This window comes from Exiguobacterium sp. s183 (assembly GCF_018617655.1).
Classification (GTDB): domain Bacteria; phylum Bacillota; class Bacilli; order Exiguobacteriales; family Exiguobacteriaceae; genus Exiguobacterium; species Exiguobacterium aestuarii_A.
This window is the reverse complement of the sequence record NZ_JACSKN010000004.1, coordinates 143,762-169,931: the sequence shown is the minus strand read 5'-3', so window position 1 is coordinate 169,931 and position 26,170 is coordinate 143,762. Positions and strand designations below refer to the sequence as shown.

26 protein-coding genes are annotated in these 26,170 nt (G+C 47.0%); 7 read left to right on the top strand and 19 right to left on the bottom strand.

The genetic code is table 11. The features are described from left to right. Nucleotides 1-14: 14 nt before the first annotated feature. From KNP62_RS11010 to KNP62_RS10975, 8 genes are all read right to left on the bottom strand, one after another. Nucleotides 15-626 (bottom strand): class I SAM-dependent methyltransferase, encoded by a 612-nt coding sequence (locus KNP62_RS11010; protein WP_214785542.1) that lies wholly within the window; start codon nt 624-626, stop codon nt 15-17. Continuing rightward, on the bottom strand, nt 623-1,630 hold the full coding sequence (locus KNP62_RS11005) for an ABC transporter permease (protein ID WP_214785541.1): 1,008 nt from the start codon (nt 1,628-1,630) through the stop codon (nt 623-625). Before KNP62_RS11005 ends, KNP62_RS11010 begins: the two co-directional genes overlap by 4 nt. Continuing rightward, complete coding sequence (locus KNP62_RS11000; RefSeq protein ID WP_214785540.1) at nt 1,627-2,301, bottom strand: ABC transporter ATP-binding protein; 675 nt, start codon at nt 2,299-2,301, stop codon at nt 1,627-1,629. Before KNP62_RS11000 ends, KNP62_RS11005 begins: the two co-directional genes overlap by 4 nt. Before the next feature lie 41 nt (nt 2,302-2,342). Further along, nucleotides 2,343-3,071 carry a GntR family transcriptional regulator gene (locus KNP62_RS10995; protein WP_015880372.1) on the bottom strand — a complete coding sequence of 243 codons (729 nt, stop codon included), beginning with the start codon at nt 3,069-3,071 and terminating at the stop codon, nt 2,343-2,345. A 79-nt stretch (nt 3,072-3,150) separates the two neighbouring features. Continuing rightward, a complete protein-coding gene (locus KNP62_RS10990; RefSeq protein WP_214785653.1) occupies nt 3,151-4,551 on the bottom strand; it encodes a glycoside hydrolase family 1 protein in 1,401 nt (466 codons plus the stop codon). Nucleotides 4,552-4,612: 61 nt separating this feature from the next. Then, nucleotides 4,613-5,920 carry a PTS cellobiose transporter subunit IIC gene (gene celB / locus KNP62_RS10985; RefSeq protein WP_214785652.1) on the bottom strand — a complete coding sequence of 436 codons (1,308 nt, stop codon included), beginning with the start codon at nt 5,918-5,920 and terminating at the stop codon, nt 4,613-4,615. Between the two features lie 23 nt (nt 5,921-5,943). Beyond that, a complete protein-coding gene (locus KNP62_RS10980; RefSeq protein ID WP_353047530.1) occupies nt 5,944-6,288 on the bottom strand; it encodes a PTS sugar transporter subunit IIA in 345 nt (114 codons plus the stop codon). 5 nt (nt 6,289-6,293) lie between these two features. Further along, a complete protein-coding gene (locus tag KNP62_RS10975) occupies nt 6,294-6,590 on the bottom strand; it encodes a PTS sugar transporter subunit IIB (RefSeq protein WP_015880368.1) in 297 nt (98 codons plus the stop codon). 134 nt (nt 6,591-6,724) lie between these two features. Between KNP62_RS10975 and KNP62_RS10970 the strand changes: the two genes are divergently transcribed. Next, a complete protein-coding gene (locus tag KNP62_RS10970) occupies nt 6,725-8,512 on the top strand; it encodes a type I phosphomannose isomerase catalytic subunit (protein WP_214785538.1) in 1,788 nt (595 codons plus the stop codon). 186 nt (nt 8,513-8,698) lie between these two features. Then, nucleotides 8,699-9,136, top strand: a complete 438-nt coding sequence (locus tag KNP62_RS10965) for a hypothetical protein (protein WP_214785537.1) — start codon at nt 8,699-8,701, stop codon at nt 9,134-9,136. 113 nt (nt 9,137-9,249) lie between these two features. Here KNP62_RS10965 and KNP62_RS10960 read toward each other — a convergent pair whose 3' ends face one another. From KNP62_RS10960 to KNP62_RS10935, 6 genes are all read right to left on the bottom strand, one after another. Then, nucleotides 9,250-10,695, bottom strand: coding sequence for a glycoside hydrolase family 1 protein (locus KNP62_RS10960; RefSeq protein WP_214785536.1), 1,446 nt, complete (start codon nt 10,693-10,695; stop codon nt 9,250-9,252). Nucleotides 10,696-10,711: 16 nt separating this feature from the next. Then, nucleotides 10,712-12,562, bottom strand: a complete 1,851-nt coding sequence (locus KNP62_RS10955) for a beta-glucoside-specific PTS transporter subunit IIABC (RefSeq protein ID WP_214785535.1) — start codon at nt 12,560-12,562, stop codon at nt 10,712-10,714. A gap of 102 nt (nt 12,563-12,664) precedes the next feature. Next, nucleotides 12,665-13,516: a BglG family transcription antiterminator LicT gene (gene licT / locus KNP62_RS10950; RefSeq protein WP_214785534.1), complete on the bottom strand. Its 852-nt coding sequence runs from the start codon at nt 13,514-13,516 to the stop codon at nt 12,665-12,667. 210 nt (nt 13,517-13,726) lie between these two features. After that, a complete protein-coding gene (locus KNP62_RS10945; protein WP_214785651.1) occupies nt 13,727-14,470 on the bottom strand; it encodes an AAA family ATPase in 744 nt (247 codons plus the stop codon). Next, a complete protein-coding gene (locus KNP62_RS10940) occupies nt 14,461-15,729 on the bottom strand; it encodes a sensor histidine kinase (RefSeq protein WP_214785533.1) in 1,269 nt (422 codons plus the stop codon). The genes KNP62_RS10945 and KNP62_RS10940 overlap by 10 nt, the downstream gene beginning before the upstream one ends. Further along, complete coding sequence (locus KNP62_RS10935) at nt 15,726-16,376, bottom strand: response regulator transcription factor (protein WP_214785532.1); 651 nt, start codon at nt 16,374-16,376, stop codon at nt 15,726-15,728. The genes KNP62_RS10940 and KNP62_RS10935 overlap by 4 nt, the downstream gene beginning before the upstream one ends. A gap of 143 nt (nt 16,377-16,519) precedes the next feature. Between KNP62_RS10935 and KNP62_RS10930 the strand changes: the two genes are divergently transcribed. Then, nucleotides 16,520-17,086 carry a hypothetical protein gene (locus KNP62_RS10930; protein ID WP_214785531.1) on the top strand — a complete coding sequence of 189 codons (567 nt, stop codon included), beginning with the start codon at nt 16,520-16,522 and terminating at the stop codon, nt 17,084-17,086. 33 nt (nt 17,087-17,119) lie between these two features. Here the strand turns inward: KNP62_RS10930 and KNP62_RS10925 are convergent, their stop codons facing one another. Then, a complete protein-coding gene (locus KNP62_RS10925; protein ID WP_214785530.1) occupies nt 17,120-17,827 on the bottom strand; it encodes a hypothetical protein in 708 nt (235 codons plus the stop codon). Between the two features lie 63 nt (nt 17,828-17,890). Continuing rightward, nucleotides 17,891-19,807 (bottom strand): endonuclease MutS2, encoded by a 1,917-nt coding sequence (locus tag KNP62_RS10920; protein WP_214785529.1) that lies wholly within the window; start codon nt 19,805-19,807, stop codon nt 17,891-17,893. A gap of 457 nt (nt 19,808-20,264) precedes the next feature. Here KNP62_RS10920 and KNP62_RS10915 point away from each other — a divergent pair, with 457 nt between their 5' ends. From KNP62_RS10915 to nagE, 3 genes are read left to right on the top strand one after another with little or no spacing between them, the layout of a single operon-like run. Continuing rightward, nucleotides 20,265-20,753 (top strand): PTS sugar transporter subunit IIA, encoded by a 489-nt coding sequence (locus tag KNP62_RS10915; RefSeq protein ID WP_214785528.1) that lies wholly within the window; start codon nt 20,265-20,267, stop codon nt 20,751-20,753. A gap of 20 nt (nt 20,754-20,773) precedes the next feature. Beyond that, nucleotides 20,774-21,622: a PRD domain-containing protein gene (locus KNP62_RS10910; protein WP_251125684.1), complete on the top strand. Its 849-nt coding sequence runs from the start codon at nt 20,774-20,776 to the stop codon at nt 21,620-21,622. Next, complete coding sequence (gene nagE, locus KNP62_RS10905; protein WP_214785527.1) at nt 21,619-23,109, top strand: N-acetylglucosamine-specific PTS transporter subunit IIBC; 1,491 nt, start codon at nt 21,619-21,621, stop codon at nt 23,107-23,109. The genes KNP62_RS10910 and nagE overlap by 4 nt, the downstream gene beginning before the upstream one ends. 15 nt (nt 23,110-23,124) lie before the next feature. On the opposite strand, the gene KNP62_RS10900 is transcribed toward nagE, so the two are convergent. The 3 genes from KNP62_RS10900 to KNP62_RS10890 form a co-directional block, all read right to left on the bottom strand. Continuing rightward, nucleotides 23,125-23,328: a hypothetical protein gene (locus KNP62_RS10900; protein ID WP_074036726.1), complete on the bottom strand. Its 204-nt coding sequence runs from the start codon at nt 23,326-23,328 to the stop codon at nt 23,125-23,127. 69 nt (nt 23,329-23,397) lie between these two features. After that, a complete protein-coding gene (htpX, locus tag KNP62_RS10895; RefSeq protein WP_214785526.1) occupies nt 23,398-24,285 on the bottom strand; it encodes a zinc metalloprotease HtpX in 888 nt (295 codons plus the stop codon). An 18-nt stretch (nt 24,286-24,303) separates the two neighbouring features. Then, nucleotides 24,304-24,852, bottom strand: a complete 549-nt coding sequence (locus KNP62_RS10890) for a LemA family protein (protein ID WP_015880351.1) — start codon at nt 24,850-24,852, stop codon at nt 24,304-24,306. 128 nt (nt 24,853-24,980) lie between these two features. Here KNP62_RS10890 and KNP62_RS10885 point away from each other — a divergent pair, with 128 nt between their 5' ends. Next, nucleotides 24,981-26,165 (top strand): amidohydrolase, encoded by a 1,185-nt coding sequence (locus KNP62_RS10885; RefSeq protein WP_214785525.1) that lies wholly within the window; start codon nt 24,981-24,983, stop codon nt 26,163-26,165. Nucleotides 26,166-26,170: the final 5 nt, after the last annotated feature.

Here is a 26,170-nt window from a genome sequence, read left to right as displayed (position 1 = left end):
TGCTCACTCCTCCATTACCAAGATGACTCCATCATATCAAACCGATAAATCAAAAATCGCTCATGAAGATTCTTCAGCGGCAATCGCACCGTTTGTACGTACTGAAAAGGTGTCTCGTCGTTTAAATAATGGAGGTACTCATCCGCCGGATAATATAAAATCACATCGACCGGGCGAGGACCTATTTCAACAGATTCGATGATGTTGGCAATCACTTGGCGGAAGACGTTCACGGAGAACGGATTAAAGAAGTAGAATCGATTCGCATCCGATGGAATCGTGAATTCCTCCGCTAGCCCCCGTTCCAATTGAACACTTCCCCGATTACGATGTTTCTTCGTATAGCTCGCCCAATTTTGAAGTGCCTCCTCATGAAATCCACCGTCCATCTCGACACCGATTGCCCGCACGCGAAACGTATACGCTAAATAGAACGGCAGACGCCCTTTGCCCGAACCGAAATCCACGATCGTATCTGTGGACTCTAACGGATACGCATCCCGAAGCAAATCGAGTGCCTCGTAAGGAGTCGGCTCATAACGATGATATTCGGCCGAGGACGGAAATCCTTGCTGTGGTTTAGCCGTCTCGATTTGCAGGAGTTGTTCATATTGCTGTTCGTTCATGATGAACCTCTTTCTTGAATAGATTGGAAGAATGGATGCCGCTCCATCTCTCTCGTGAACGACGTCTGTTCCTGATAGGCGACATATAACAAATAAATCGGAACCACTAGTTTGAACCAACTCTGGAGAAGAATCACGCTCGTGACCCCGAGCGGAATGAGTCGAAACCATAGATTCCGATGGCTCGGTGTCCTGAAATAGATCAGGATTGCCATCGTTCGCCTGACGGTGCCGAAGCGGTTCGGTCTCGGTCGATACAGTGGACGTTTCCGCTCACTCGTCTTCTCGATGGCTCCTGAGGTCGTCAGCAGGACTCGGTCGAATGAGGCACGCTCACGTTCCCCGATTTCAATCTCCCGACCGATATTCGGATGTTTCGACACCCATCCTTCCCCTACGTATAACGCAAATGTGACCATCATGCTTCCGATCAACACACTGAGTAACACCGACTCAATCAATAGCGCATACACGCCTGCAAAAGCAATCAACACGACCAATAATCGTTTCATGGGATGGACGTGTCGGAGGCGAAGTTGATACTGAATCCATGTATGACACCAGGAGAGTAAGAAAAGTGCGGCTCCGAATGCGAGTATCTCGACAGTGGTCTTTCCCTTCACATGTAGAATCGGTGCGATCAATAGAAGATAGAATCCGTATTGAATCAGATGTTGAGTCATCTGATATACGACGGAGTACCATTTCAACTGTCGAATGAGATGACGATCTGCCACAAGGATGAGGTCGGCGCGTTCCACCCAGACAAACATGCGGTCCTGCCACATCACCCATCCGAACAGGATTGCCCATAACAGGTAAGGCACATCACGCAACCAATCGATATTCCCTTCCCATACGAGCCAGTAAGAATACCCTGCCCATATGAGAAGAGGAAGGACACCGTATAAAAAAATCGTCCAGTCGACAATCAATCGGACCGTCTTCCACTGTTGTTTTATATAACGGGAGACACGCATCCAAAGCAATCGTTTCGCAATCATCGGAGCGCCACATCTTCCATCATATCGAACAAGGTCATCCCCTCTGTTTCGAGTGCCTCACGAATCTCTGCTTTTGTCCCACTCGCCAGCAGTTGCCCGTCATCGATCCATACGAACCGGTCACACAACCGCTCGGCCGTATCAAGAACGTGTGTGACTAATAAGACACTTGTCCCCCTCGCACGCTCCGTTTCTAACAGTCGAAGTAACTGAATCGTCGTCGTTGCATCCAATCCGATAAACGGTTCATCGACAATTAATATCTGCGTTTCTTGAATGAGCGCCAATAAAATCATCGCCTTCTGTTTCATCCCTTTTGAAAAAGAAGAGAGATACCGGTCGGTCACATGATCGAGTCGGAAAAGCTGTAGCAATTCTTCCGTTTTTTCTTTTGAATCGACTCCCGTTAATTCTTGGACGAGTGCGATATGTTCAGACAGCGTCAAATAATCATAGTAGACCGGTTGCTCCGGGATATACGCATAGCGTTCCATCTTGACCGTTCCCTTCATCCAAGGAATCGTTCCGGTAAGACAGGCGATGGTGGTCGTTTTTCCCGCACCATTCGACCCAATCACCCCTAAAATCTCACCTGCCCGTACATCAAACGAGATGTCCTGAATGACCGGCTCGTTACTCTCGTATCCTGCTTGTTCAATTCTCACATCCACGATGGGTCCTCCTTACGAAAAAGTCGCCATCGCGGCGACTTTTACTTCACAATATTGACCGATGAAAACACAAATTTATCGTATCGGTGACGGGCAAACGAATACTCGAACGGTTTCCCGTTACTCAAATAGACAACTTGCTCGACTTCGATAATCGGTTCAGTGACATCATTCTTCAAGTAAGCTTGATCGTACTCATCCGGTTTATCTGCTCGTATCACTTTATGCGAGCTTGTAATCGTATAACCCAGCTCTTCTTGAATATACGCATACACGGACTTTTCTAAAATTTCACGTGTGATTCCCGTAATGAGGTTAGCAACCATGTACGTCAATTCAATGACATATGGCTCCTCGTCTACGTAACGCACACGACGTATTTCATAGACTGGTTCTGTCAGCTCAATCATGAGATGATTGGCGACTTCCTGACTCGGAAACTTCACCTCAAAATTGAGGACTTCACTTCGTAACGAGCGATCTCCGATTACTTGAGTCAGCCCTCTCGTTTCTTTGCTAATCACGTTGATGCGATCTTTTTGGAAGCTCGACTGTAAAATGAATGTTCCTTTGCCACGTTTACGATAAATCAGCCCTTCCATGACGAGAATCTCAAGCGCACGTTTCATCGTCATTCGGCTCACCTCAAACTCTTGGGCCAAATGGATTTCATCGGGTAATGCATGTTCTAGCGGATAAACGTGTTCAATAATTCTTTTACGAATTTCATCAGCAATGGTTTCATATTTTGGTTTTTTCTTAGTAGACATATAGCACCTCATGTATAGACATATATGTACAATATATCAAAAAAAACTGACAAAGAGTAGTCTTTGTCAGTTCGCTTCATTATTCTGTGAAACCTTTCGCTTCAATCAATTCTTTAAACCAGTATCCTGATTTTTTTACAGTACGCTGTTGCGTATCTAAATCAATACCTACAAATCCATAGCGATTTTTATAAGCGTTGCTCCATGACCAATTGTCCATGAACGTCCAAAGATGATAGCCTTTCACGTTCGAACCCTCTTCAATCGCTTGATGCATCCATTTCAGATGTTCACGAATGAAGTCAATCCGATAATCGTCTTGGACACTTCCGTTCTCGTCACGATAACGCTCTTCACCTTCGACACCCATTCCATTCTCTGAAATGAAGCATGGAATATTACCATAGTTTTCTTTTAGATTGATTAAAATATCATAGATTCCTTTTTCATAAATTTCCCATCCACGATATGGATTCATTTTACGTCCAGGCATCTCATAGAAATCAAATAAGTTTTCCGGTAAGAATGGTGCGTCCGGATTCGGAAGCGATGCTTTCGCTTTCACGCGACGCGGCTGGTAATAGTTGATGCCAAGCAGATCGACTGTATGTTCTCGAATGAGTTCAAGATCGCCTGCTTCCATCTGTGGCATCGCATCTTCCGACTTCAGCACATCTACTAATTCTTGAGGGAACGTGCCTAAAACAGATGGATCGAGGAACGAGCGATTGAACATCGCATCAGCAATGCGCGCTGCGCTCAAATCAGCTGGGTGCTGACTTCTCGGATATGAGGGTGTCAGATTTAAGATGATTCCGATTTGCCCTGATTGTCCCATGTCACGATACGATTCGATTGCCATCGCACTCGATAAGATCGAGTGGTACGCCACTTGGACAGCTCGCTTGAAATCAACAACGTTTGGATAATGAAAGTCATATAAATATCCACCCTCTACCGGTACAATCGGTTCATTATGCGTGAACCACTTCTCGACGCGGTCACCAAACAACTCAAAGCATGTCTTCGCAAAGGTGACATATGCCTCCACGACTTCCCGTGACTCCCAGCCACCTTGTTCTTGAAGCGCCATCGGCATATCAAAGTGATACAGATTGATGAACGGTTCGATACCATGATCGATTAAGCAATTGATGACATTGTTATAAAATGTGATTGCCTCTTCATTTACTTCCCCGACACCTTGTGGAAGAAGGCGTGACCATGAAATGGAGAAACGGAACGTGTTATGCCCGAGTTCTTTCATCAATGCGATATCTTCTTCATACAAATGATAGAAGTTTGAGGCCTCTGTCGCGCTCACGCCATTGAAGAAGCGGTTCGGCTCTTGCATGTACCAGTAATCCCAGATGTTCAATCCTTTTCCACCTTCAAACGCAGCACCTTCCATCTGTGTAGCAGAAGAAGCCGTTCCCCACCAAAAGTCTGTCGGAAATTGATAGGTCTTTTGCTCTTTCATTCGTGTTTGTGTCGGGTTCGTCATCTTTTATCTCTCCCTTATTTCTATTTTCTCTATTTGTTTACACTGCTTCTTGTTTATCTGTTGATTCTTCTAACTCTTTTTTCAAGTTCATGCGGTCGATAAATTTCAAGAACGGGAACCAAATCGCCAAAATAATGAAGAAGTTCACGATTTGAAGAAGACCTCCGGCAAGCGAGTTCGTCGCCATGACACCACTCAAGAACATCGGGACGGTCCATGGAACAGCGACACCCGTTGGTGGTGGGACTAAGCCTGTCGACATCGCGAAGTATGTGACCGTTACCGTCACGAGCGGTGCGACAATCCAAGGAATCATGATGAGCGGGTTCATAACGATCGGAAGTCCGAAGATGACCGGCTCGTTTACGTTGAATAGTCCAGGTCCGAGGGATAGTTTTCCGATTTGTTTCAACTGTTTCGATTTCAAGAACAACAAGATGGCCACGACGACAGCAAGTGTAGATCCGGAACCACCAAGCCCTACCGTGTAAATTTCAATGAACTGTTTACTGATAATGTTCGGCACATCTCCAGTCGAGGTATAAGCCGTCAAGTTTTCCACGGATAATGTGTTCCAAATCGGGTCCATCACCGAGTTGACGATGACCTGACCGTGGAGTCCGAAGAACCAAAATAGCTGAACGAAGAAGATTGCAATCAACGTTGGAATGAGACCATTTCCTAATGTCACAAGCGGTTGCTGAACGACGTTGAAAATGACGTCATGAAGATTCGTATTGAATAAGTTCGTCACGATGATGTTGAAAGTTAAAAATACAGTCAAGGTTAATAATGCAGGAACAAGTGCTGAGAATGATTTCGCAACAGCTGGCGGTACTCCATCCGGCATCTTGATCGTCCAGTTCTTTTGAACGACAAATCGATAAATCTCACCGGAAAGGAATCCGGTAATCATCGCAAGGAACATCCCTTTCGCTCCAAGGCGATCCAATGGAAGGACATTCCCGACTGCCTCTGACATGCCATCCACTTCAATCAAGAAAGGCGTTAAGAGAAGGAAAGACACGAGCGAAATCGCTCCTCCGAACACAGCCTCGACTTGATAACTTTTCGATAGATAATACCCGATACCGAAGACGACAAAGATAGACATAATCCCCATCGTTGCAGATGGCGCGTTTCCGAGTGATGTTTTAAATACACTGAGTGTACTCTCGGACATGAAACGGTCGAGGAACGGCAGGTTTGCAATGACGACGATGATTGACCCAAACATGGTAATTGGGAAAGCGAGCATGAATGCATCTCTCAATACTTGTAAATAGCGACTATTGTTTAAGTAGGTCGCCATCGGCATGAGCATTTTACTGATCATGTTGAACATCTTATTGTCCTGTGACATATGATTCACCCTTCTTGATTAGGATTTACAATCTTTTGTTCGACCATTTCGACCAAACTCGCTGTCAAATCAAGCATCGTTTGCGTAGACATCAAATGGTCCTCTGCATGAAGAAGCAATAACGAAACGTCTGTTTTTTCTCCATTCGCTTCTCTTTGGATTTGTGAAAAGTGTGTTTGATGTGCTTCTTTTAATTGTTCTCGCGCCTCACCAATCTTTTTTTCGAACGTTTCATATGAATTCGTTTTATACAGTTGAATCGCTTCCTGAATCGAACTTCTCGCATTGCCACTATGCAAAATCATCATGAATGCCATTTGTTCTAAGGTTAACTCGTCTACCTCTTCCACGTTATTCACCCCATTAATTTCATCGCTTGTTCATATGCAGCTTTTCCATTCGCCGTGCCGTACGCCATCATATCGATCACTTCAATCGGTGTTGATGTTTGCGCTTTCAATTTATCCAACAAGAAACGCATTTGTGGACCAATCAAAATCACATCTGCCTCGTCCATCTCCGTTACGACTTGATCTTGACCGACTGCCCAAATCTTCGCCTCATCCCCGATTGATGTGGCATGATCTTTCATCTTTGTTACGAGTAAACTCGTCGACATCCCTGAACTACACGCTAATAAGATTTTCTTCATGTGTCCTCACTCCTTATTTGAAATCGGTTACATGTTTTATTATACACATGATTAATTTCATGTCTATACTTGATTTAAACTTTGTTTAGTTTTTAAATTCATAAGTGTATATAAAATTAATAGGAGGACGGAATATGAGCGCTATTCTTTTAAAACCACACTATCAACACCGACTTTGGGGAGGGGAACGGCTGAAGAAATTTGGATTCGAATTCAATGACCCTTCAATTGGTGAAGCCTGGACGGCTTCTGCATTAGAACAAGGCAGTTCAACCGTTGCTTCCGGACGTTACGTTGGTCTTTCTTTGCGTGAACTTTATCAACAACATCCAAAGTTGTTTCAAGTTAAAGCGGACGTGTTTCCGCTACTGATTAAATGGATTGATGCAAATGATGATTTGTCTATTCAAGTTCATCCAGATGATTCGTTAGCAAAACGACTCGAAAACGAACCATATGGAAAAAATGAATGTTGGTACATTCTCGATGCTCCAGCAAATGCGACACTCATTTACGGTCACTCTTATACCAGCTCGGAAGACTTCAACAAAGCGCTTGAAACAGGCGATTTGGAAAATGGCTTGATACGAAAAGCGATTCATCCCGGTGATTTCTTCTATGTCCCAGCTGGAACGGTCCATGCGTTGACCAAAGGGGTATGCGCACTGGAAATTCAACAAAGTTCGGACACAACCTATCGTCTATACGATTACGAGCGATTAGATGTGACGACCGGTCGTCCTCGTGAGCTTCACGTAGAGAAGGGAGTCCTCGCTTCTTTCGTTCCTCACCTTGGCTATAGCGAACCAATCCGTCAACTCGATCACTTTCGAACACGTTTGACGAAGAATTCATTCTTCTTCGTGGAAAAATGGCACGTTACAGCGAAAGAAAAGATTTCGACCGACACGTTTCGGTTACTATCTGTCGTGGAAGGAACATTAATCGTTGATGAGATGGAAGTTCCTACGGGAGGTACACTCCTACTGCCGGCCAATGAGTCGTTCTTGATTGAGGGAGACGCGACTTGTCTAGTGACTGGTGTTCCTTCCGATGAGAAGCAAGCCGTCCGAGTCGGAATCGATTTAGGAGGCACGAACACTCGGATTGCGGCTGTTTCACTCAAAGGTGAAGTACTGAAACAACTCACGTTTAACACGCAGCCTCACCTTCCTTTCGAAGAGGCACTACAATCTATTGAGACTGCGATTCATCAATTCACTATTGAATTTGATATCCGACATGTTGGGATTGTGACTCCCGGTCCACTCGATTTGAAACAGGGAATGTTTTTAACGCCTCCAAACCTTCCGAATTGGCACAATCAAAAAATCGTTGAGCCTTTAACACAGCGCCTCGGCTTTTCTGTCACCCTTGAAAACGATGCGAATGCGGCAGCTCTCGCAGAAGCCGAATTCGGGGCAGGGAAAGGATTCGATTCTGTTTTTTATGTAACAGTTAGCACAGGTATTGGTGGCGGTTATGTCTATAAACATCAAATTATTCGAGGGGCGAACGGCAGTGCTGGTGAAATCGGAAATATGATTATTCGTTCGAACGGACCAGCTTACCCTGTACTGAATCGAGGCTCTCTCGAATCACTCGCTAGTGGTACTGCGCTCATGAATCGCGCAAGCGAAAAGGGATATACAAACGTCCCTTCGCTATTATCAGATGACGAGTACCGCCATCACTTCGTCGAGGAACTGGCCAGCGGACTAGCTAATATCATTCATACCGTCGATCCTGATGTGATTGTATTAGGGGGAGGCGTCATGATGTCGGCCTCATTATTTTGGAACGAATTACAACAAGCAGTTTCGAATAAAATGTATCCACATGCTAGTGGAAAAACGCGTCTCTGCCTCACTCAATTGTCAGGAGATGCGGGCGTGATCGGCGCTGCCTTTGTCGAAGCATAATGAGGTTTGAAAAAATGGACGTTCATCGTGAATGTCCATTTTTTCGTATACAGAAATGTGAAATAAATCAACATTATACTTTGCGAATCATCATAGTTTTCTTTTCTAGATTGAGTTAGATTCGTTTACTTTAGCGTGGTAACGTGAAATGATAATAATAACAACTCTTTAAAGCGAGGTGACGGTGTGTCTACCACAGAGCACGAACAAGCGACATCTATTTTGCATCACCTCTTTACCGCCTCTTCTTTTGTCGGAATCGATTTCGGTTCTGGTCCAAATCACCATCTTCTTTATTTCAGTCGTCAGGGATTAGAATCCTGGATTTCGATTGAGGGCCCGTGGCACGTTCACGCTACACAAAGCACGTTTGATGAAGGTGAACAACTCGAACAACTTATGCGGCTTCGTCGTGAGCGCATCCATCACGTACGCCTCGGTGACGAACATCCCCATCTCGAACTTGAATTTGAATCAGGTTCTCTCCTATTCATCAATGGATTTCAAGAACAATTTGAATGTTGGCAAGCAGGTGACGCACGACCGCTCGGCGGAGATGCCTATTTATTGGTCGCGATGCCGCAAGGTGAGCTTGCTATCTTTGCAGATGGAGACGATGAATGAGTACATGGACGGAGATTGTTTTGTATATGTTGATTGCCGGGGGCGTTAGCCTCGCAATCATCTTATTGCGAAAGATTACGAAAGCATGAAAAAAGCGGCCGAGGCCGCTTTTTTCATTTGACTGATTCTTCTTCGTATAAGCTCGCGCCTTGTGAACGTATCACATCTTGATACCAGAAGAACGATTCTTTCCGTTTTCGTTCTAACGTCCCGGTACCATCGTCATGTCGATCTACGTATATGAAACCGTACCGTTTGCTGTATTCACCTGTCGAGGCACTCACCAAGTCGATACAGCCCCAACTCGTGTACCCCATCACTTCAACCCCGTCTTCGATTGCATCCATCATCCCTTTTAAATGGTCGCGTAAGTAATCAATCCGATAGTGATCATGAATTGTTCCATCCGACTCGATTTGATCATATGCACCTAATCCGTTCTCGACGATGAATAACGGGAGCTCATAACGCTCATATAATTTGTTTAAGATGACACGAAGTCCCGTCGGATCAATCTCCCATCCCCAGTCACTCGCTTTTAAATATGGATTCTTGACTCCGCTCATGATATTTCCTTCCGCTTCATCCTGACCTTTTTCAGCCTTTTCAGTACGGGACATATAGTAACTGAGCGAAAAGAAATCAACTGTATTTTCTTTTAGAATTTCAAGATCGCCATCTTCCATTTCGAGTTCAATGCCGTTCTCATGGAAGAAGCGCTTCGCAAAACTTGGATATTTCCCACGTACATGGACGTCCCCGCAGAAGAAGTTCATCATCCGCTCAGCATCGTGTGCATACCAAACATCATCCGGGTTTGAGCTGTATGGATAAACTGGAGCTGCAATGAGCATACATCCAATTTGCATCGTTGGGTCTATCTCGCGTGCCGCTTTCGTTGCGAGTGCACTTGCTACCAGTTGGTGATGAAGTCCCTGATACGTAAGTTGCAATGTGTTTTCCTCTTCTCGAACCGCGATTCCCAGACTGAGCATTGGCATGAATTGCGCCCCGTTGATTTCATTGAAAGTCAACCAATATTTGACCTTCCCTTGATAGCGTTCAAACAGGACGCGACTATATCGTTCAAAATATTCTACGAGGCGGCGATCGCGCCAACCTCCATAATGTTTTGCAAGATGCAACGGCATCTCATAGTGAGAAATCGTGACGAGTGGTTCAATGCCTTGTGCGACCAACTCATCGATGACGCGATCGTAGAATTGAAGACCTTCCTCGTTCGGTTCAACTTCATCTCCATTCGGGAAAATTCGTGACCAGGCAATCGACATACGGAACGTCTTGAATCCCATTTCTTTAAAGAGGGCGATATCTTCTTTGTAGCGATGATAGAAGTCGATCCCTTCATGGTTCGGATACGAATATTCATCATGTAATTCAAAATCAAACGTTGAGTCATGAATGATCTTCATTCGGTGCTTTCCACCTGGCATCACGTCAGCGATTGAAAGTCCTTTACCACCTTCCTGATAACCGCCCTCTAGTTGATTGGCCGCAGTGGCCCCGCCCCATAAAAATTCACTCGATACTTGTTTCATATTGTCTCCTCCTTTGTTATACAATGACGCGCAATACGCCGTGATTCGCTTCTACCGTTCCTGTGTAAGTTGGCAATACGTCTAAATAATGATCGGTATTCGTCACAATGATTGGCGTGATCGTGTCATATCCTTCACGAGCGATGGCATCCATATCAAACCGGACGAGCGAATCTCCTTCTTTCACTTTCTGTCCATCCGTCACAAGTGTTTCAAAGTACTTCCCGTTTAGTTTAACCGTGTCTAAACCAATGTGAATCAATACTTCCACACCTGCATTTGATCGAAGGCCGATTGCATGTTTTGATGGGTAAACCGTGACGATTTCGCCGTCAAACGGAGCATACACGGTACCTTCTGAAGGCATGATGGCAATTCCTTTCCCCATCGCCCCACTCGAGAACACTTCATCTCGAACCGTCTCAAGTGACACAACTTCTCCTTTCAATGGAGCTGAGACCGGAAAGCCTACTTGCTCAGATACAGATTGGGCGACCTCTTGTTCTTGCGACTCGACCGTCGCTTCTTCTTTGTGGAAGACCATTGTCAAAACGAGTGCGACCACCGTTGCCACCGCCATTCCGATAAATGCTCCGTAAAAGGCTAGGTCGACACCCGCAGCAGGAATCATGACAGGAATACTGAAGATTCCGAGTCCACCCATCGCATAAGCTGCTGTACCAAATAGCCCACCAATAACACCACCTGCCGCACCACCAATCATTCCGAAAACGAACGGCTTCTTACGAGGTAACGTCAACCCATACATTGCCGGTTCTGTAATCCCGAAGACACCCGCAATCGTAGAAGAGGTTCCGAGACCTTTCACTTTGGGATTTTTTGCCTTTAACGTGATTGCCAAAACAGCACCGACCTGACCAAATGTCGCCATCAATACACCGACAACGATCGTATCCATACCGACGACTGATAAGTTGTTGATGATGATTGGCACAAGCCCCCAGTGAAGCCCGAACATGACGAGCACTTGCCAGAACGCACCGATGAATGCGATTGCGATGGTCGGACTCAAGTCATATAAGAACGAGTATCCATTCGCCAATCCTTGACTCGCATACGTCGCAACCGGTCCAATGGCTAAAAACGTCAACGGGACGACGAGTAACAACGCCATCATCGGCGTCGTGAAGTTTCGGACGGCCTCATGTGTATGACGATTGAAGAATGTTTCTACTTTTGAAGACACGTATGTCGCCAAGATAATCGGAATAACCGAAGACGCATAACTCATCAAGACGACTGGTACATTGAGAAACGTTAATGACTCACCTGCTCCTTGAATCGCGACAATCGAAGGATAAACGAGTGCCCCCCCGATAATCATCCCAATATACGGGTTCCCACCAAATTTCTTCGCAGCCGAATGTCCTAAAATCACCGGTAGGAAGTAAAATAGCGCGTCTGCCGCAGCGTTTAAGACGACATACGTCCCCATCTCTTGCGTTAATAATCCGAGCGCAACGAGAATCGCAAGCAATCCTTTCAACAGACCACTACCTGCCATCGGTCCGAGGATTGGCGTAAAGATTCCGGCAATCACGTCAATCAATCGGTTGAATATTCCTGACTTTTCTTCATCATCGGTCGAAGATGTCTGGAAACCACCGACGTCGACAACCTCTTTGTAGACGTATGGTACATTGTTTCCGATTACGACTTGAAACTGTCCACCGCTTTGAACGACGGTGATGATACCATCTTGTTGTTTCAATGTTGTCGCACTCGCCTTTGATTCATCTTTTAGTTTGAAGCGCAACCGCGTTGCACAGTGAAAGACGCTTTTGACGTTTTCCTTACCACCGACATGTTGCACAATCGTTTCTGCCAGTTGTTTGTATTGGTCCATCTTGTTCACTCCTTATCATTTTAGGTAAAAAGAAAAACCTAAATCACCACACAACAAATTGTGTAGTCATTTAGGTTTGGCCTGCATCATCAGTAACCATCCTTAGGATCGGCGTTCTTTCATTAAGTTTTCGATATGAATCATCATATACAGTCGTTCGTCCATCGATACGTCGTAATGATATTTCGTCGCGATCAACCCGGCGATTTTTTCGACACACTCAAACGCTTCCGGGTATCGCTGCTTCACCATCAGGAACAAGGTTTCGTCACCCGTTGACTTGACCTTCTCTCCAGATGCAAGGCGCTGCACAAAATATTTTAAATGTGTCAAAAAGCGTGCATACGCGTATGACTCTTCGTCCAATTCGATTTGAAAATGGTACGTAATGATCGTCAGAATCGCTTGCGTAGCTCTCGTCATCTCGGTGACAAGATGCAGGTTTTCACCCTTGACACCAGACATCGTCGCATTGACGAGATGTAAGGCAATCGCAACTGCCTCGTCTTCATCAAGTTTGACCTCGTGCCGCTCATTGATCAGTTTAACCGCTTCTTTTCCGATAACGAACTCCGGAGCATAAAATCGTTTCACTTCCCAAACGAGAGGATTTCGAATTTGGATTCCATCCTGATACCGACTGAGTGCAAAATGAAGGTGGTCTGCTAGCGTCACATATAACGAATCATGGATGGGTTGATCTAATCGTTGTTCAGCCAACCTGACAATCTGCTTCACCGTTTCCATCTCATCTGTCGGCATTTCATTTAAAAAGTGAACGAAACGCTCATAGCTTTCTTTACTCTCGAGCGTAAAGATTTTTTCGATTCGTGTCTGGTCAATCTGATCGCCAGGTCGCTTTTGAAACGCAATCCCACGTCCCATCACAACCTGCTCTTGACCGTTCGCATCGATGGCTACGACATTGTTGTTGAACACTTTTGAAATATGCATGGTCTCCTCACCTCGCTCTCATTCAACTGAACTGAAAAGAAAAAAACCTAAATTCACACCAGAGTCCAATATGGAGTCATGGCATCAATTTAGGTTTTGCCTGCATCACCAGTAACAATCCCAAAGTGGATTTTCTTCTTTTCGATATAAGCATACTCCCTAGAAATCTTGACGTCAACATAAAATTAAAACGCTTACATCGTGACCGTTTTATTCATCGAACAAGACCCGCTGCATCCGCTCTGGCGCATCCAAATAGTCGCGCATGACCTTTACATGTTCCAGATCATCAAACGCTGTCGGAGTAAGCCCCGTCTCCACTTGCAAAATCATCGCGCCTGGATACGACATCAAGATAGGGGAGTGACTCGCAATGATGAATTGACTACCGGATTGTACGAGTTCATGCATGCGCGCGAGCATGGTCAGCTGACGCATCGGCGACAATGCGGCCTCTGGCTCATCCAAAATGTAGAGACCGTCTCCACGAAATCGATGTAGCATGAGGGAGAGAAACGCTTCCCCGTGTGATTGTTCATGAAGGGAACGCCCGCCATACGACTCATAAAATCGTTCAAGATTGGGACCAGATTTCGCCATTTCGTCCACATAACTCGATAGCTGGTATGCCGTTTCAGCACGTAAGAAAAAGCCATCTTTCGGACGATACGGACCTCGAATCGGACGAAGCGCTTCAAATAAGGAACTATGCGTCGACTCTGTTTCAAATTGGAAGGAAGGTGCTCCGCCTTCTGGATTAAATCCGGCCGCCACGGCCATCCCCTCAATCAACGTCGATTTCCCACTCCCATTCTCTCCGACAAGAAACGTGACAGGATGATGAAACGATAGTTCATCGAGTGTCTGAAAAATCGGTAACGTATACGGATAGCCTGTCGAACGGATGCGTTCCCTTTCTAGCCGCACCCCACGCAAAAATACAGTCATGTCCATTCGATCCAAAATGTTGCCCCCTTCTCTGAATCAACCCCGTAAGCAAGTCCTTGTGCTTCAAGAAGTAGTTTCGTGATGGCGAGACCTAGACCATGTCCGTTCGAACGGTCTCCTTTCACATACATATCCCAAATCGAATGCTGGATGGTAGGGTCAATTCCCTTCCCTCCATCTGTCACTTCTAATCGATTTGGCGTCAGTCTGATGGTGATGCATCCCCCAGGAGGACTCGCTTCATACGCATTTCTCAAAAAGTTCGAGAGAACCCGTTCCATCGCTAGTCGATCGGCTTGAATCGTCACAGGTTCCAATTGTAAGTCGAGCGTCACATCTTTTTGTCGGAACCACTCGGACATGCGTGAAGTCAACCGACGAATCAATTCGTCTAGTTGAAGCGACTCTATTTCAAGCGGAATCGAACCGGACGACAACTTTGAATATTCGAGCATCTGGTTGACGAGTCGGTCAATCCGGTCCACTTCCTCGGTAATACTTTTTCCGGTCGCCTCAATTTCTGTGTCATTGACGACGCCAAGCTCTAACAGTTCCGCCTCGTTCCGGACGATGGCGAGTGGTGTACGCACATCATGCGTCACCCCGGATATGAATGATTTTTGAAGCGCCTCTTTTTCTTGAAGCGATTCATTCATACGACCAACCGTGACAGTCAAATCCCCAATCTCGTCATTCGTCACATTCGGTAGAGTGATGTCGTGTCGTCCCTCCATGATCGATGCGGTCGCTTGTTTCAACTCCACGAGCGGCTGCGTGAGCCGACGACTCATCCAAAATGTGACGCCGATGGCAACCAACAGTGCCAGGATAAACCCGCCTGCTAGGATAAGATAGATTTGCTGAAACTGTGGATTCGAAAACGGTACGGGGCTGTACGTCACGATTTGAATATCCCCTTCTTCTTGTAAATACGTCAAGAAGCGGGTGCCGTTCACACTCACTTCGTCCTGAACCGCTAAGTCATCCGGGTCGAGGCTGATCGGCATCATGCGATGCATCCGTCCACCACGTTCTAGCTCGATCCGTTGCCCGTTCTGAAATAGTAGCACGTCTAGTTGACCTGGAATCCCACGACCTTCTTGAACGGCCTCATACACAATCGCCGCCTCGCGCTCCAATTGTGCATATGTTTCGTCTTCTGCGAAGCGCCCAATCAATAATGACGTGAGTCCGAAAGTTAAGAGTGCCATCACAGCAAGTGGTAGAACAGCCGTCCACAGTAATTTCTTCATCAACCGATTCATGACAGTCCCTCTAAGCGATAACCGACCCGGTGAACGGTCTTCAACTGTTCTTTTAGTGTGGGTGATTTATCACGTAATTGTTTAATATGCGTGTCGACCGTACGCGTATCTCCGACGAACGCGTAGTCCCATACGTCGTCGAGCAGGCGATTCCGGTCCAACGCCTCTCCGACGTGCTTCCATAGATACAAAAGTAGTTCATACTCCTTATTTGTCAGTCGAAGCGGATGACCGTTCTCTTGTACCATCCTCGATTTGATGTCGATGGTGAGCGCTCCGAATTGAATCAAATCGGTCTGTTTGACGAGACGTTTCAGACGAATCTCCAGCTCTTTCAAGACAATCGGTTTGACCAAATAGTCGTCTGCCCCTAGCTCCAATCCGAATACGCGATCATCTGCTTCACCTCGTGCCGTCGTCAAGATGATGGCAGGTGCGGGCTGTTGCGCTTTCAATGTCGGAATCAAGGTCCATCCTTCCCCGTCCGGTAAGCGAACATCCAATAAGACCGCATCAAACCGTTGGTGCAGCTGTTGTTTCGCCTCACTCAAGGTCATCGCCACGGTCACCTCAAACCCGGCATAGGTTAAAAAACGGGACATGCCGTCCGCCAGTTTTTGTTCATCTTCCACAACGAGTACGTTCATCTCCTATCGCCTCCACATCCATTATATCGCACACATCGAACGTCCCACCGTTTCCCAAAGACAATTTGCAGAAATCTTGCAACTCCCTCACAACTTCCGAAGCCTTCAGTTCTACACTTGAAGTAACAAAGGAGGAGATACACATGAAATCAACAAAACTTGCAATCGCCTTGGCGGGTCTTTTAGCCGTCTCGGGCACAGGCGTATATGCCGCGACGAATGACACTACGACAGATGAATCGACAACGACAGCATCCACACAATGCGAACGCGGTGAACGGGGTCCCGGTATGTTCGGTGACCGAGAAGCGGGACATGCAGCTCTCATTGAAGCGCTCGGTTTAACCGAAGAAGAAGTGGATGCTGCTCGCGAAAACGGACAATCACTTCCTGAGCTTGCAGAAGAAAAAGGGATCTCAATTGAAGCGTTCATCGATGCCATCATGACATCGCATGAAGAAAAACTCGCAACCGCTGTAGAAGAAGGAAACTTGACGCAAGAAGAAGCCGATCAAATCCTTGCGGACCACGAAGAACGTTTTGCCGATGTGACGAGTTACGATGATTTAGAAGATGCTCGCGGCATGCGTGGCGGACGTGAAGGGGATCGCCATGGGCATGGTCACGGTCCACATCACGGCGATTCATCCTCTTCAGATGACGATGCTTCAACAGAGAGCGACGTAGAAAATCAAAGCAACAGCTTATAAGTCAAAAGGCAGCCACCGCAAGTGGCTGCCTTTTCATATGACGAGTAATAACAAAGCATAACCCAACAATCCGATTAAAAACGCACCAAAACTACTTTCACGTTCAGCAGGCAACTCTTCTTTCATGACGTTCAAAATCACCCCTCCTGCCAAAAAAGCGACAACGATGGACAAGCCGAGTTCATTTACTTCTGCAAATGTACCGACTCCCCATCCTATAAGCACGGCAAGCGCTAAGAAGATGCGCCCTTGTCGATCGTAAAGTTGCTGATGATGCTGACTCAATCCTTGATCGACCGTGACAAAGTGTATGCCGAGCGCCACAAAGTAAAGGAACATCGTGCCATTCGATTGAAACTCACTTTCTGCGAGTACATAACCGATGCTAAACGTATAAAGAGTGAACGAACCGATGTGAATCCAAAATACATACGGTTTTTGTTTGCGTTTATTCGCCGTCGCGAAACGTTCGAGTCCATAGAAGACAGCCAGCCCTAACATACTGATAATCAAGATATGGTTCTCAAGGGAAGCGAAGACGTTATTTCCAATCTCTCCTTCAAGTTCGCGTTGATATTCATTTAACTCTGGTAAGAGATGAAGAAATACATAAGCAACGGCAATCCCGCCAGCCACTGACAAAAAACGGCTCCTCGGCACTTCACGCACGTGAATGAGCTTTCCTGAAAAAAAGTGAATCACGGCAAAACCGAGTGCAAACCAAAAGCTTAACTCGAACACATGAGCCCCTCCCACATTAAGACTTCTCTCTATGTGCTCTTACCCTTTCACCATATGCTACATTCATTTCCGATTAGATTGCTCTTGTTTCTTTCTTTCTCGAATCTCTTTCTCCACTCGTCGTAACGCTTTTTTCGATCCTCGTGCAAAGTCGTGGGCTTCCTTTCGTTCTTGATACGTCGTAAACAACGTATCCAAATCATAGTCAGCCGGATAAAGTTCCGTTGCCCGTGCTTCTAACCGCACACGACGACTCGGCAACTCTATATACTCTGCATCCACAAATACTCGTACATGCCGACGCGATGCATCAAACGAATAGACAAGACCGACTTGATTCGTCTCGAGTAGACGGACACGGTCACCTTTTCCAAAACGCTCTGCTTCTTCAAGTGGTACCACTTCCACTTCTCGCGTTATTTTAGATTCATCGACTTTCGTAGTGTCATACGTTTTCTCGTTCATGTAACGAGATGCCTGTTTGAGAATCGCTTCCGATAACTTCATCTTGCGAGCGATAAACAAGGCGTTGCTGTCGCCAGACTGCCCCATGAGCAGCCGGTATTTCGGTTCGAGCGTTTCCGGGTCAAACTGCATCGCAGCGTTCATGAAATCCGGATGCGCTTCAGAATACGATTTGATTTCTCCATAATGCGTCGACGCCACGACGATCGCGCCCCGTTTATATGCCGCTTCTAAAATGGCAATCGCAAGAGCAGCCCCCTCGTTCGGTTCCGTCCCACTTCCGATTTCGTCGAATAACAAGAGTGACCGCTTTCCAGCGGTTTGCATGATTTTCGCGACATTGTGCATATGCGCCGAGAACGTACTGAGCGCCGACTCCAAATCCTGATTGTCTCCGATATCGACGAACACCTCATCGAATGTCGAGATGACCGTATCGGGATGGGCCGGTATATGCAGACCCGTCATCGTCATGAGACTGAGGAGTCCAATCGTTTTCAATACGACCGTCTTCCCGCCGGCGTTCGGTCCCGTGATAATCAAGCCGCGATAGTCTGTACCGATGGCAAAATCGAGTGGCACAGCGCTTTCTAAGAGCGGATGGCGTACTCGCTTCAATTGGATGCGACCGGTCGCATTCACATGCGGTGTCACGCCATCAATCGACTGACTGTACTTCCCTTTGGCGAAGACCATATCGTACTGGGCAATGACATCGAGCGTCGCCTCGATGTCAGGAAGAACTTCTGCCACGGCTCCCGTCAACGTCGCTAGTACTTGATACACTTCTACCGCTTCTTCTGTACGTTTGACGACGAGTTCGGCGTTCAACTTCGAAATGGCTTCCGGTTCAATAAAGACCGTCGTGCCGCGATTCGATGTGTCCACAATCGTACCCGCCACTTTATGCTTATATGAAGCTTTGATTGGTATGGTGAAGCGGTCCTGTTTTTTCGTGACGAATCCGTCTTGAATCATCTCACGATTGGCGGCGCTCTTCAAAAATTTGGCCAACCGTTCCTCAATCCGTCCTTCGAGAATGTCGACTTGTTTTCGAATCCGCTTCAACTCTTTTGATGCCTCATCGACGACCTGACCGGCTCGAATCGCTTGCGTGATGTCTTCTTCGAGTGTTCGCCATTCGCCCATTCCGGCAGCATACGCGGACAAGAGTGGTGCGAAAAATTCATGTTCAAGCATGAATCGCTTCAGCTTGCGCGCGCCACGTAAAAACTCCGCGACTGCTTCGAGCTCGTTTGCTTCGAGTTGAATCCCTCGCTGTAGTTTGCCGATGATCGTCTCCATATCAGACACGCCGATGAATGGGACATGTGACGTCGCATCTAAAATCGCTCGTGCTTCAGACGTTTCTTGCAGACGCTTCTTCACCGTCGCAATATGGCTCGTCGGACGTTGCTGTCTGAGTAGTCGTCTTCCGAATCCGCTGATGCAGAAACGCTCTACTTTTGTCATCAATTCATTGTATTGTAATTTTTCAAATGTTTGTTCGTTCATGTGTCTCTCTCCTCAAATTGTAGAATCGAGATACCGCGCAAACAAAAAAGCGTCGGTCGATGACGACCAACGCAAAAAGACAGACCGGTGTCTGGCAGTTTTTGATGGGCGGTATCTGTAACGGAACATGACGGCATGACAAAAAGACGTGTCATCCGACATTTTTCAGTTCGTTAGGCAGATACAACCTCACTCATCAACATGCAACACCTTTCTTCAATAGATTCGCCCTTACTATACAACAGATTCATCACCTTGTAAAATTTTAGAGAACGCTTTCAAAAAAGACTTGTGTCTCAAATCTACACATGTTATGTTGAACGTGAAGAAACGAATAGCGATCACATGTGACTGATTCGATCAGGCATGGGGTAAGACGTACGGTGCATGCCACCCGTCTATACTCCATGCCTGTTTTGTTTTTCCTCGTTTTGCGTTAAGAAAGGATGTAGAAGATATGCTATGGAATAAGTTAATGAATCGACACAAACCGACACTGCACTCGCCAATGGAAGGAGACGTTATTCCACTCGATCAAGTAGCTGACCCGGTCTTCAGTGAAAAGATGATGGGAGATGGCATTGCCATCACACCAACAGACGGAGCAGTCGTCTCACCAGCTGACGGAGAGATCGTACAAATCGCTCCGACCAAGCACGCCATCGGTATTCGGACCGAGGATGGTGCTGAGATTTTGATTCACGTCGGACTCGACACCGTCGAACTCGAAGGTCGACCGTTCGATCTCCGTGTAGATGTAGGTGACCACGTGAAAACAGGACAGCTGTTAATGACAGCCGACTTGGTCCAAATCCATCAAGCTGGTAAAGACACGGTCACGCCAATGGTCGTGACGAATGGTGGCGCGCTTGCCCATCATTACGCCTTCACATTCACGAAGGAAGCCGTCCCAGGTAAGACGATTGTCGCCCGAGTGGAAGCGTGACTCCGGAACAAGGAGGACACATGATTAAGATCAAAAAGATTCTAAACAACAATGCGGTCATCGTCTCAGACGATGGGGAAGAAAAGATTGCGATTGGACCTGGCGTCGCCTTTAAAAAAGCGAAAAATGACATCGTGAATCCCCATAAAATTGAAAAATTGTTCATCATGCCGGAAAACGACAAGTTTCAACAGTTGTTGAGTCGAATCCCCGTTGAACACTTTACCGTTTCCGAGGACATTATTTCGTACGCAGAAAAACGGCTCGAGACATCATTTAATGAACATATTCACATCGTCTTGACCGACCATATCTCATTTGCCATTGAGCGTGAGATGGAAGGCATCTCACTTCGGAACAAACTGTTGAACGAGATTAAAATCCTTTATCGGAATGAGTACGAGATTGGACTATGGGCGATTGAACATATCGCAGAAAAATTGAACGTCCAAATGCCGAAAGACGAAGCCGCGTTCATCGCGCTTCATATCCATACGATGAAAGTGAAAGGAGGTGATTTACGCAAGACGGTCAAACAGACAACGATTGTCCGCGACATGATTCAATCGATTTCACGACGACTCGATGTATCCATTGAAGAAGATGACTTATCCTATCAACGATTATTAACACATTTACGGTTCGTCATGGATCGGGTCAACCATTACGATCATCACACGATTGATGAAGATATGCTCCGCATGATTCAGACGAAATTCACGTCTGCTTATGCGTGCGCATCTGATGTCGCAACAGAAATGGAAGAGACATATGGCATCGTCTTGCCCGAGTCAGAACTTGGCTATATTACGCTCCACATTCAACGTCTACAAGATCAACACCACCAAAAAGGAGGAAATCAAAAATGATGAACTTTTTCCAACGTCTCGGACGTTCCCTCATGTTGCCGGTTGCCGTACTTCCTGCTGCCGCGATTCTCATGGGGATTGGTTATTGGATTGACCCAGTCGGCTGGGGATCTGAAAACATTGCAGCTGCATTCTTAATTAAAGCGGGTGCAGCGATTATCGATAACATTCCAATTCTTTTCGCAGTCGGGGTCGCTCTCGGAATGGCTAAAAACCGAGATGGCTCTGCAGCACTCAGTGGACTCGTGGCCTTCTTGACCGTCACAACACTACTATCTGCTGGTACAGTCGCCTTATTCCAAGGTGTTGATGTCGAAGCCGTCAACCCAGCATTCGGGAAGATTGCCAACGCGTTCGTAGGGATTCTTTCTGGTCTCGTCGCTGCTTCGATGTACAACCGCTTTAGTCACGTCAAATTACCGGATGCCCTCGCGTTCTTTAGTGGGAAGCGTCTCGTTCCAATCATGACGGCATTCTCGATGATTCTCGTATCGGTCGCGCTCTACTTCATCTGGCCGGTCGTTTACACAGGCCTCGTTGGATTCGGGGAATCGATTTCTAAACTTGGCGCATTTGGTGCCGGACTTTACGGGTTCTTCAACCGTCTCTTGATCCCTACTGGACTTCACCACGCCCTCAACTCGGTCTTCTGGTTCGACGTCGCAGGGATCAACGACATCGGAAACTTCTGGTCGGGTGAAGGTGAGAAAGGTGTAACGGGAATGTACCAAGCAGGTTACTTCCCAACCATGATGTTCGGTCTTCCTGCCGCAGCACTTGCGATGTACCATACAGCGAAGACAAAACGTAAGAAACAAGCGGCTTCACTTCTTCTTGCAGCTGCATTCGCTTCATTCTTTACAGGGGTAACTGAACCACTCGAGTTCTCATTCATGTTCCTCGCACCAGTTCTTTACCTTGTACACGCAGTCCTTACAGGAATCTCGCTCTTTATCGCAGCAACGTTCCAATGGACAGCCGGGTTCGGATTCAGTGCAGGACTCGTTGACTTCGTGTTGAGCTCGCGCTTGCCGCTCGCAAACCAACCGTATATGCTACTCGTTCAAGGTCTCGTGTTTGCAGTCATCTACTACGCAATCTTCCGCTTCATGATTGTGAAGCTCAACTTGGCGACACCAGGTCGTGAACCAGATGAAGTCGTGGATGCAGTCGCAAGTGAAACGACAGACGGCGAAACGAAAGTGGCGCCGGTCGCATCTGCTTCAGGTAACGAATTCTCAGCGATGGCGAACATGATTTATGACGGTCTCGGCGGTGACAGCAACGTCACAGGAATCGAGTCTTGCATCACACGCTTGCGCGTCGACGTGAAGGACATGGATACCGTCAACCAAGATCAAATCAAGAAAGCCGGCATCCCTGGCGTTAAAGTCGTCAGCCCGAATCACATTCAAGTCATCGTCGGCACAAACGTTCAGTTCGTCCTCGATGAGATTGAAAAAATCCGTAGCCACCGCGCCGGATAAACGTCGAAAGCCACCTCATTCAGGTGGCTTTTCTTGTTTTTGTGCATAGTGTTTGTAGAATTGAATGAAATAGTAGAGGAAAATCCACGGCAAGATGTATTGCGTAAGCCACATAATGACACGCATCAATTGCCAAATCGGATTATTCAATACAAAACCTGATAAGAAAATGACGACACAAAATCCAAGGACGAACCCTATGTACTTCTTTTTACCCAACTCATCCACCCCCTTATTTTCCCAGTTCAGTGTAACACAAAGAGCCTGCCGCAACCGGACAGGCTCTGCTCACATTTGACGAAGTCGGGAAATCCGCTCGACTGGATCGGGGTGTGTCGAGAACAGTCCGCTCACTTTCTTCTTAAGTGGATCGGAGAAGTACAGTGGGGCCGAGGCACTCGAGGCTTGCTCGACCGGTGTCTCTACGTTGGCAATCTTCTCAAGCGCCGAAGCGAGGGCATCCGGGTTTCGGGTCAGTTCCGCTCCACTCGCATCTGCTAGAAACTCGCGATTACGTGAGATCGCCATATTGATCAGCATCGCGATGAGCGGGGCTAACACTAATAAAACGAGTCCGATGATGAGGAAGATGGGATTCTGATTTTGATCACGTCGTCCCCCACTGATGCTTCGGAAAAATAACATCCGTGAACCGATATCACTCATGATGGCGATGACCGACACGAGTGCGAGGGTGACCGTCGAGAGTCGCACGTCATAGTTTTTAATGTGTGCGACCTCATGTGCGATGACACCTTCCACTTCCTCACGAGACAATCGCTCTAGTAGCCCCGTCGTGACGGCGACGGCCGCCTTTTCCGGTTTCAATCCCGTCGCGAAGGCGTTCGGCGACGGGTCGTTGATGATAAAGATGCGGGGTATCGGTACTCGCGCGACCATCGCCATGTTTTCGACCGTATGCCATAAAAAGCGGTGTTCTTCCACCGATGTCACCTCTTGTGCCCGATTCATCTTCATGACGATATTCGTGCTCGACATGATGACGATGCCGACATAAAACAAGGAGAACACTGGTGTGAAAATCAAACCTGGGATCGCGTCTCCATAGTTCACATAGGAAATGGCTGCCCCAACGAGAAGGACGAATAAGACAAACCCTGTGACGATGAAGACCGTCTTCACTTTATTCTTTCGAATCTGTTCATAGAGGAGCATACTTGCCACCTCGATTCATCAAAACGAGACGCGAACGTTCTCGCGCTCTTCGGCACGCGCCTCGAGCATATCGCGCTTTTCAAAATGGTGCACAGAGGCAATGATGTTCGTCGGTACCGATTCGATTTTTGTGTTGTACTTCATGACCGTGTTGTTATAGAGCTGACGCGAGTATGCGACCTTGTTTTCCGTCTGCGTCAATTCTTCCTGCAACATCTTGAAGTTCTCGTTCGCCTTCAAATCCGGATACGCTTCACGAAGCGCGAATAGATTTTTCAACGCCCCGCTCAGTTGATCGTTCACCGCCATCTGATCTTGGCGATTTGACTTCTCTCCGAGCTGATTTCTCAGTTCGACGACCTTTGCGAGCGTCTCCTGCTCGTGTTTCGCATACCCTTTCACCGTCTCGACCAAGTTTGGAATCAAGTCATAGCGCCGCTTCAACTGTACATCGATTTGAGCCCATGCCTCATCTACCCAGTTTCGATATTTGACGAGCCCGTTGTACATCGAAAAATAAATGAGTACGAGCACGACAACCGCTACAATCGCAATAATCCACCCCATGTTGGCACCTCATTTCTTCATTTTCTCCTGTATTAATTCCCTTTACTCGTATAAGATAAGCTTAACTTTCATAAAAATTAGCAAATGGTTGCAATTCTTAATGCGTTGATCACAAAGGAGTGTACGCAATGGTTGTCACGAATGCCGAAGTACGTTTGACCGAATTGTTCGAAGAGATGGTGTCACTAAGACGCCATTTTCACCAATATCCAGAGCTATCTTTTCAAGAAGTCGAAACGCCGAAGATGATCGCCTCTTATCTCCGCGAACTTGGGATTGAAGTACGTGAACACGTTGGCGGTAATGGGGTCGTCGGTCGAATCAAAGGCGGTGATGGTCCGACCATCGCGTTACGGGCCGACTTTGACGCGCTTCCCATCCAAGATGTGAAAGACGTTCCGTATCGTTCAAAAGTAAACGGGGTCATGCATGCTTGTGGACACGATGCCCATACAGCGACGCTTCTCGTCCTCGCGAAAGTATTGACCGAGATGGACCTTCCGGGAGACGTCGTGCTGATTCACCAGTTCGCCGAAGAGTTGGCTCCCGGTGGCGCTAAACCGATGATTGAGGACGGCTGTCTCGACAATGTGGATTATATCTACGGCGCGCACATCTGGACACCTCTCCCATTCGGAACGGTCGGCGTCAAAACAGGTCCCGTCATGGCGGCAGCCGATCGCTTTGAATTAACCATCACAGGAAAAGGTGGACATGGTGCGATTCCGCAACATACGGTCGATGCCCTCATGGTCGCCGTGAATGTGGCGAACCATCTCCAACAAGTGGTCAGTCGACGCATCGACCCGCTCGAACCAGCCGTTTTGACCATTGGGACTCTCCATTCCGGTCAAGCGTTCAATGTGATTGCCGAAGAGGCCAAGTTGTCTGGAACCGTGCGTACGTTCACTTCAGAGACGCAAGATAAAATCATCACGGATATGGAACGTATGATTCGTTCTGTCTGTGCTGCGAGCGATGCCGAGTATGCGCTTGACTATATAAAAGGTTATCCAGCCGTCGTCAACTATGTGAGAGAAACAGAATTCGTCCGCCAAAGTGCGAAAGAAACCGTCGGCGAAGACGGTGTCATCGAGATGGCACCACTCATGGTCGGAGAAGACTTCGCTTACTATTTAGAACAAGTACCAGGCAGCTTCTTTTTCACAGGCGCTGGAAACCCTGAACTCTCAGCGATTTTCCCTCACCACCATCCTCGTTTCGATGTGGATGAACGAGCGATGTTACACACGGCTCACATTTTGCTAGGCGCTTTACAGCGTACTTGGATGACACATGAAAAAGAGGATTGATGCAA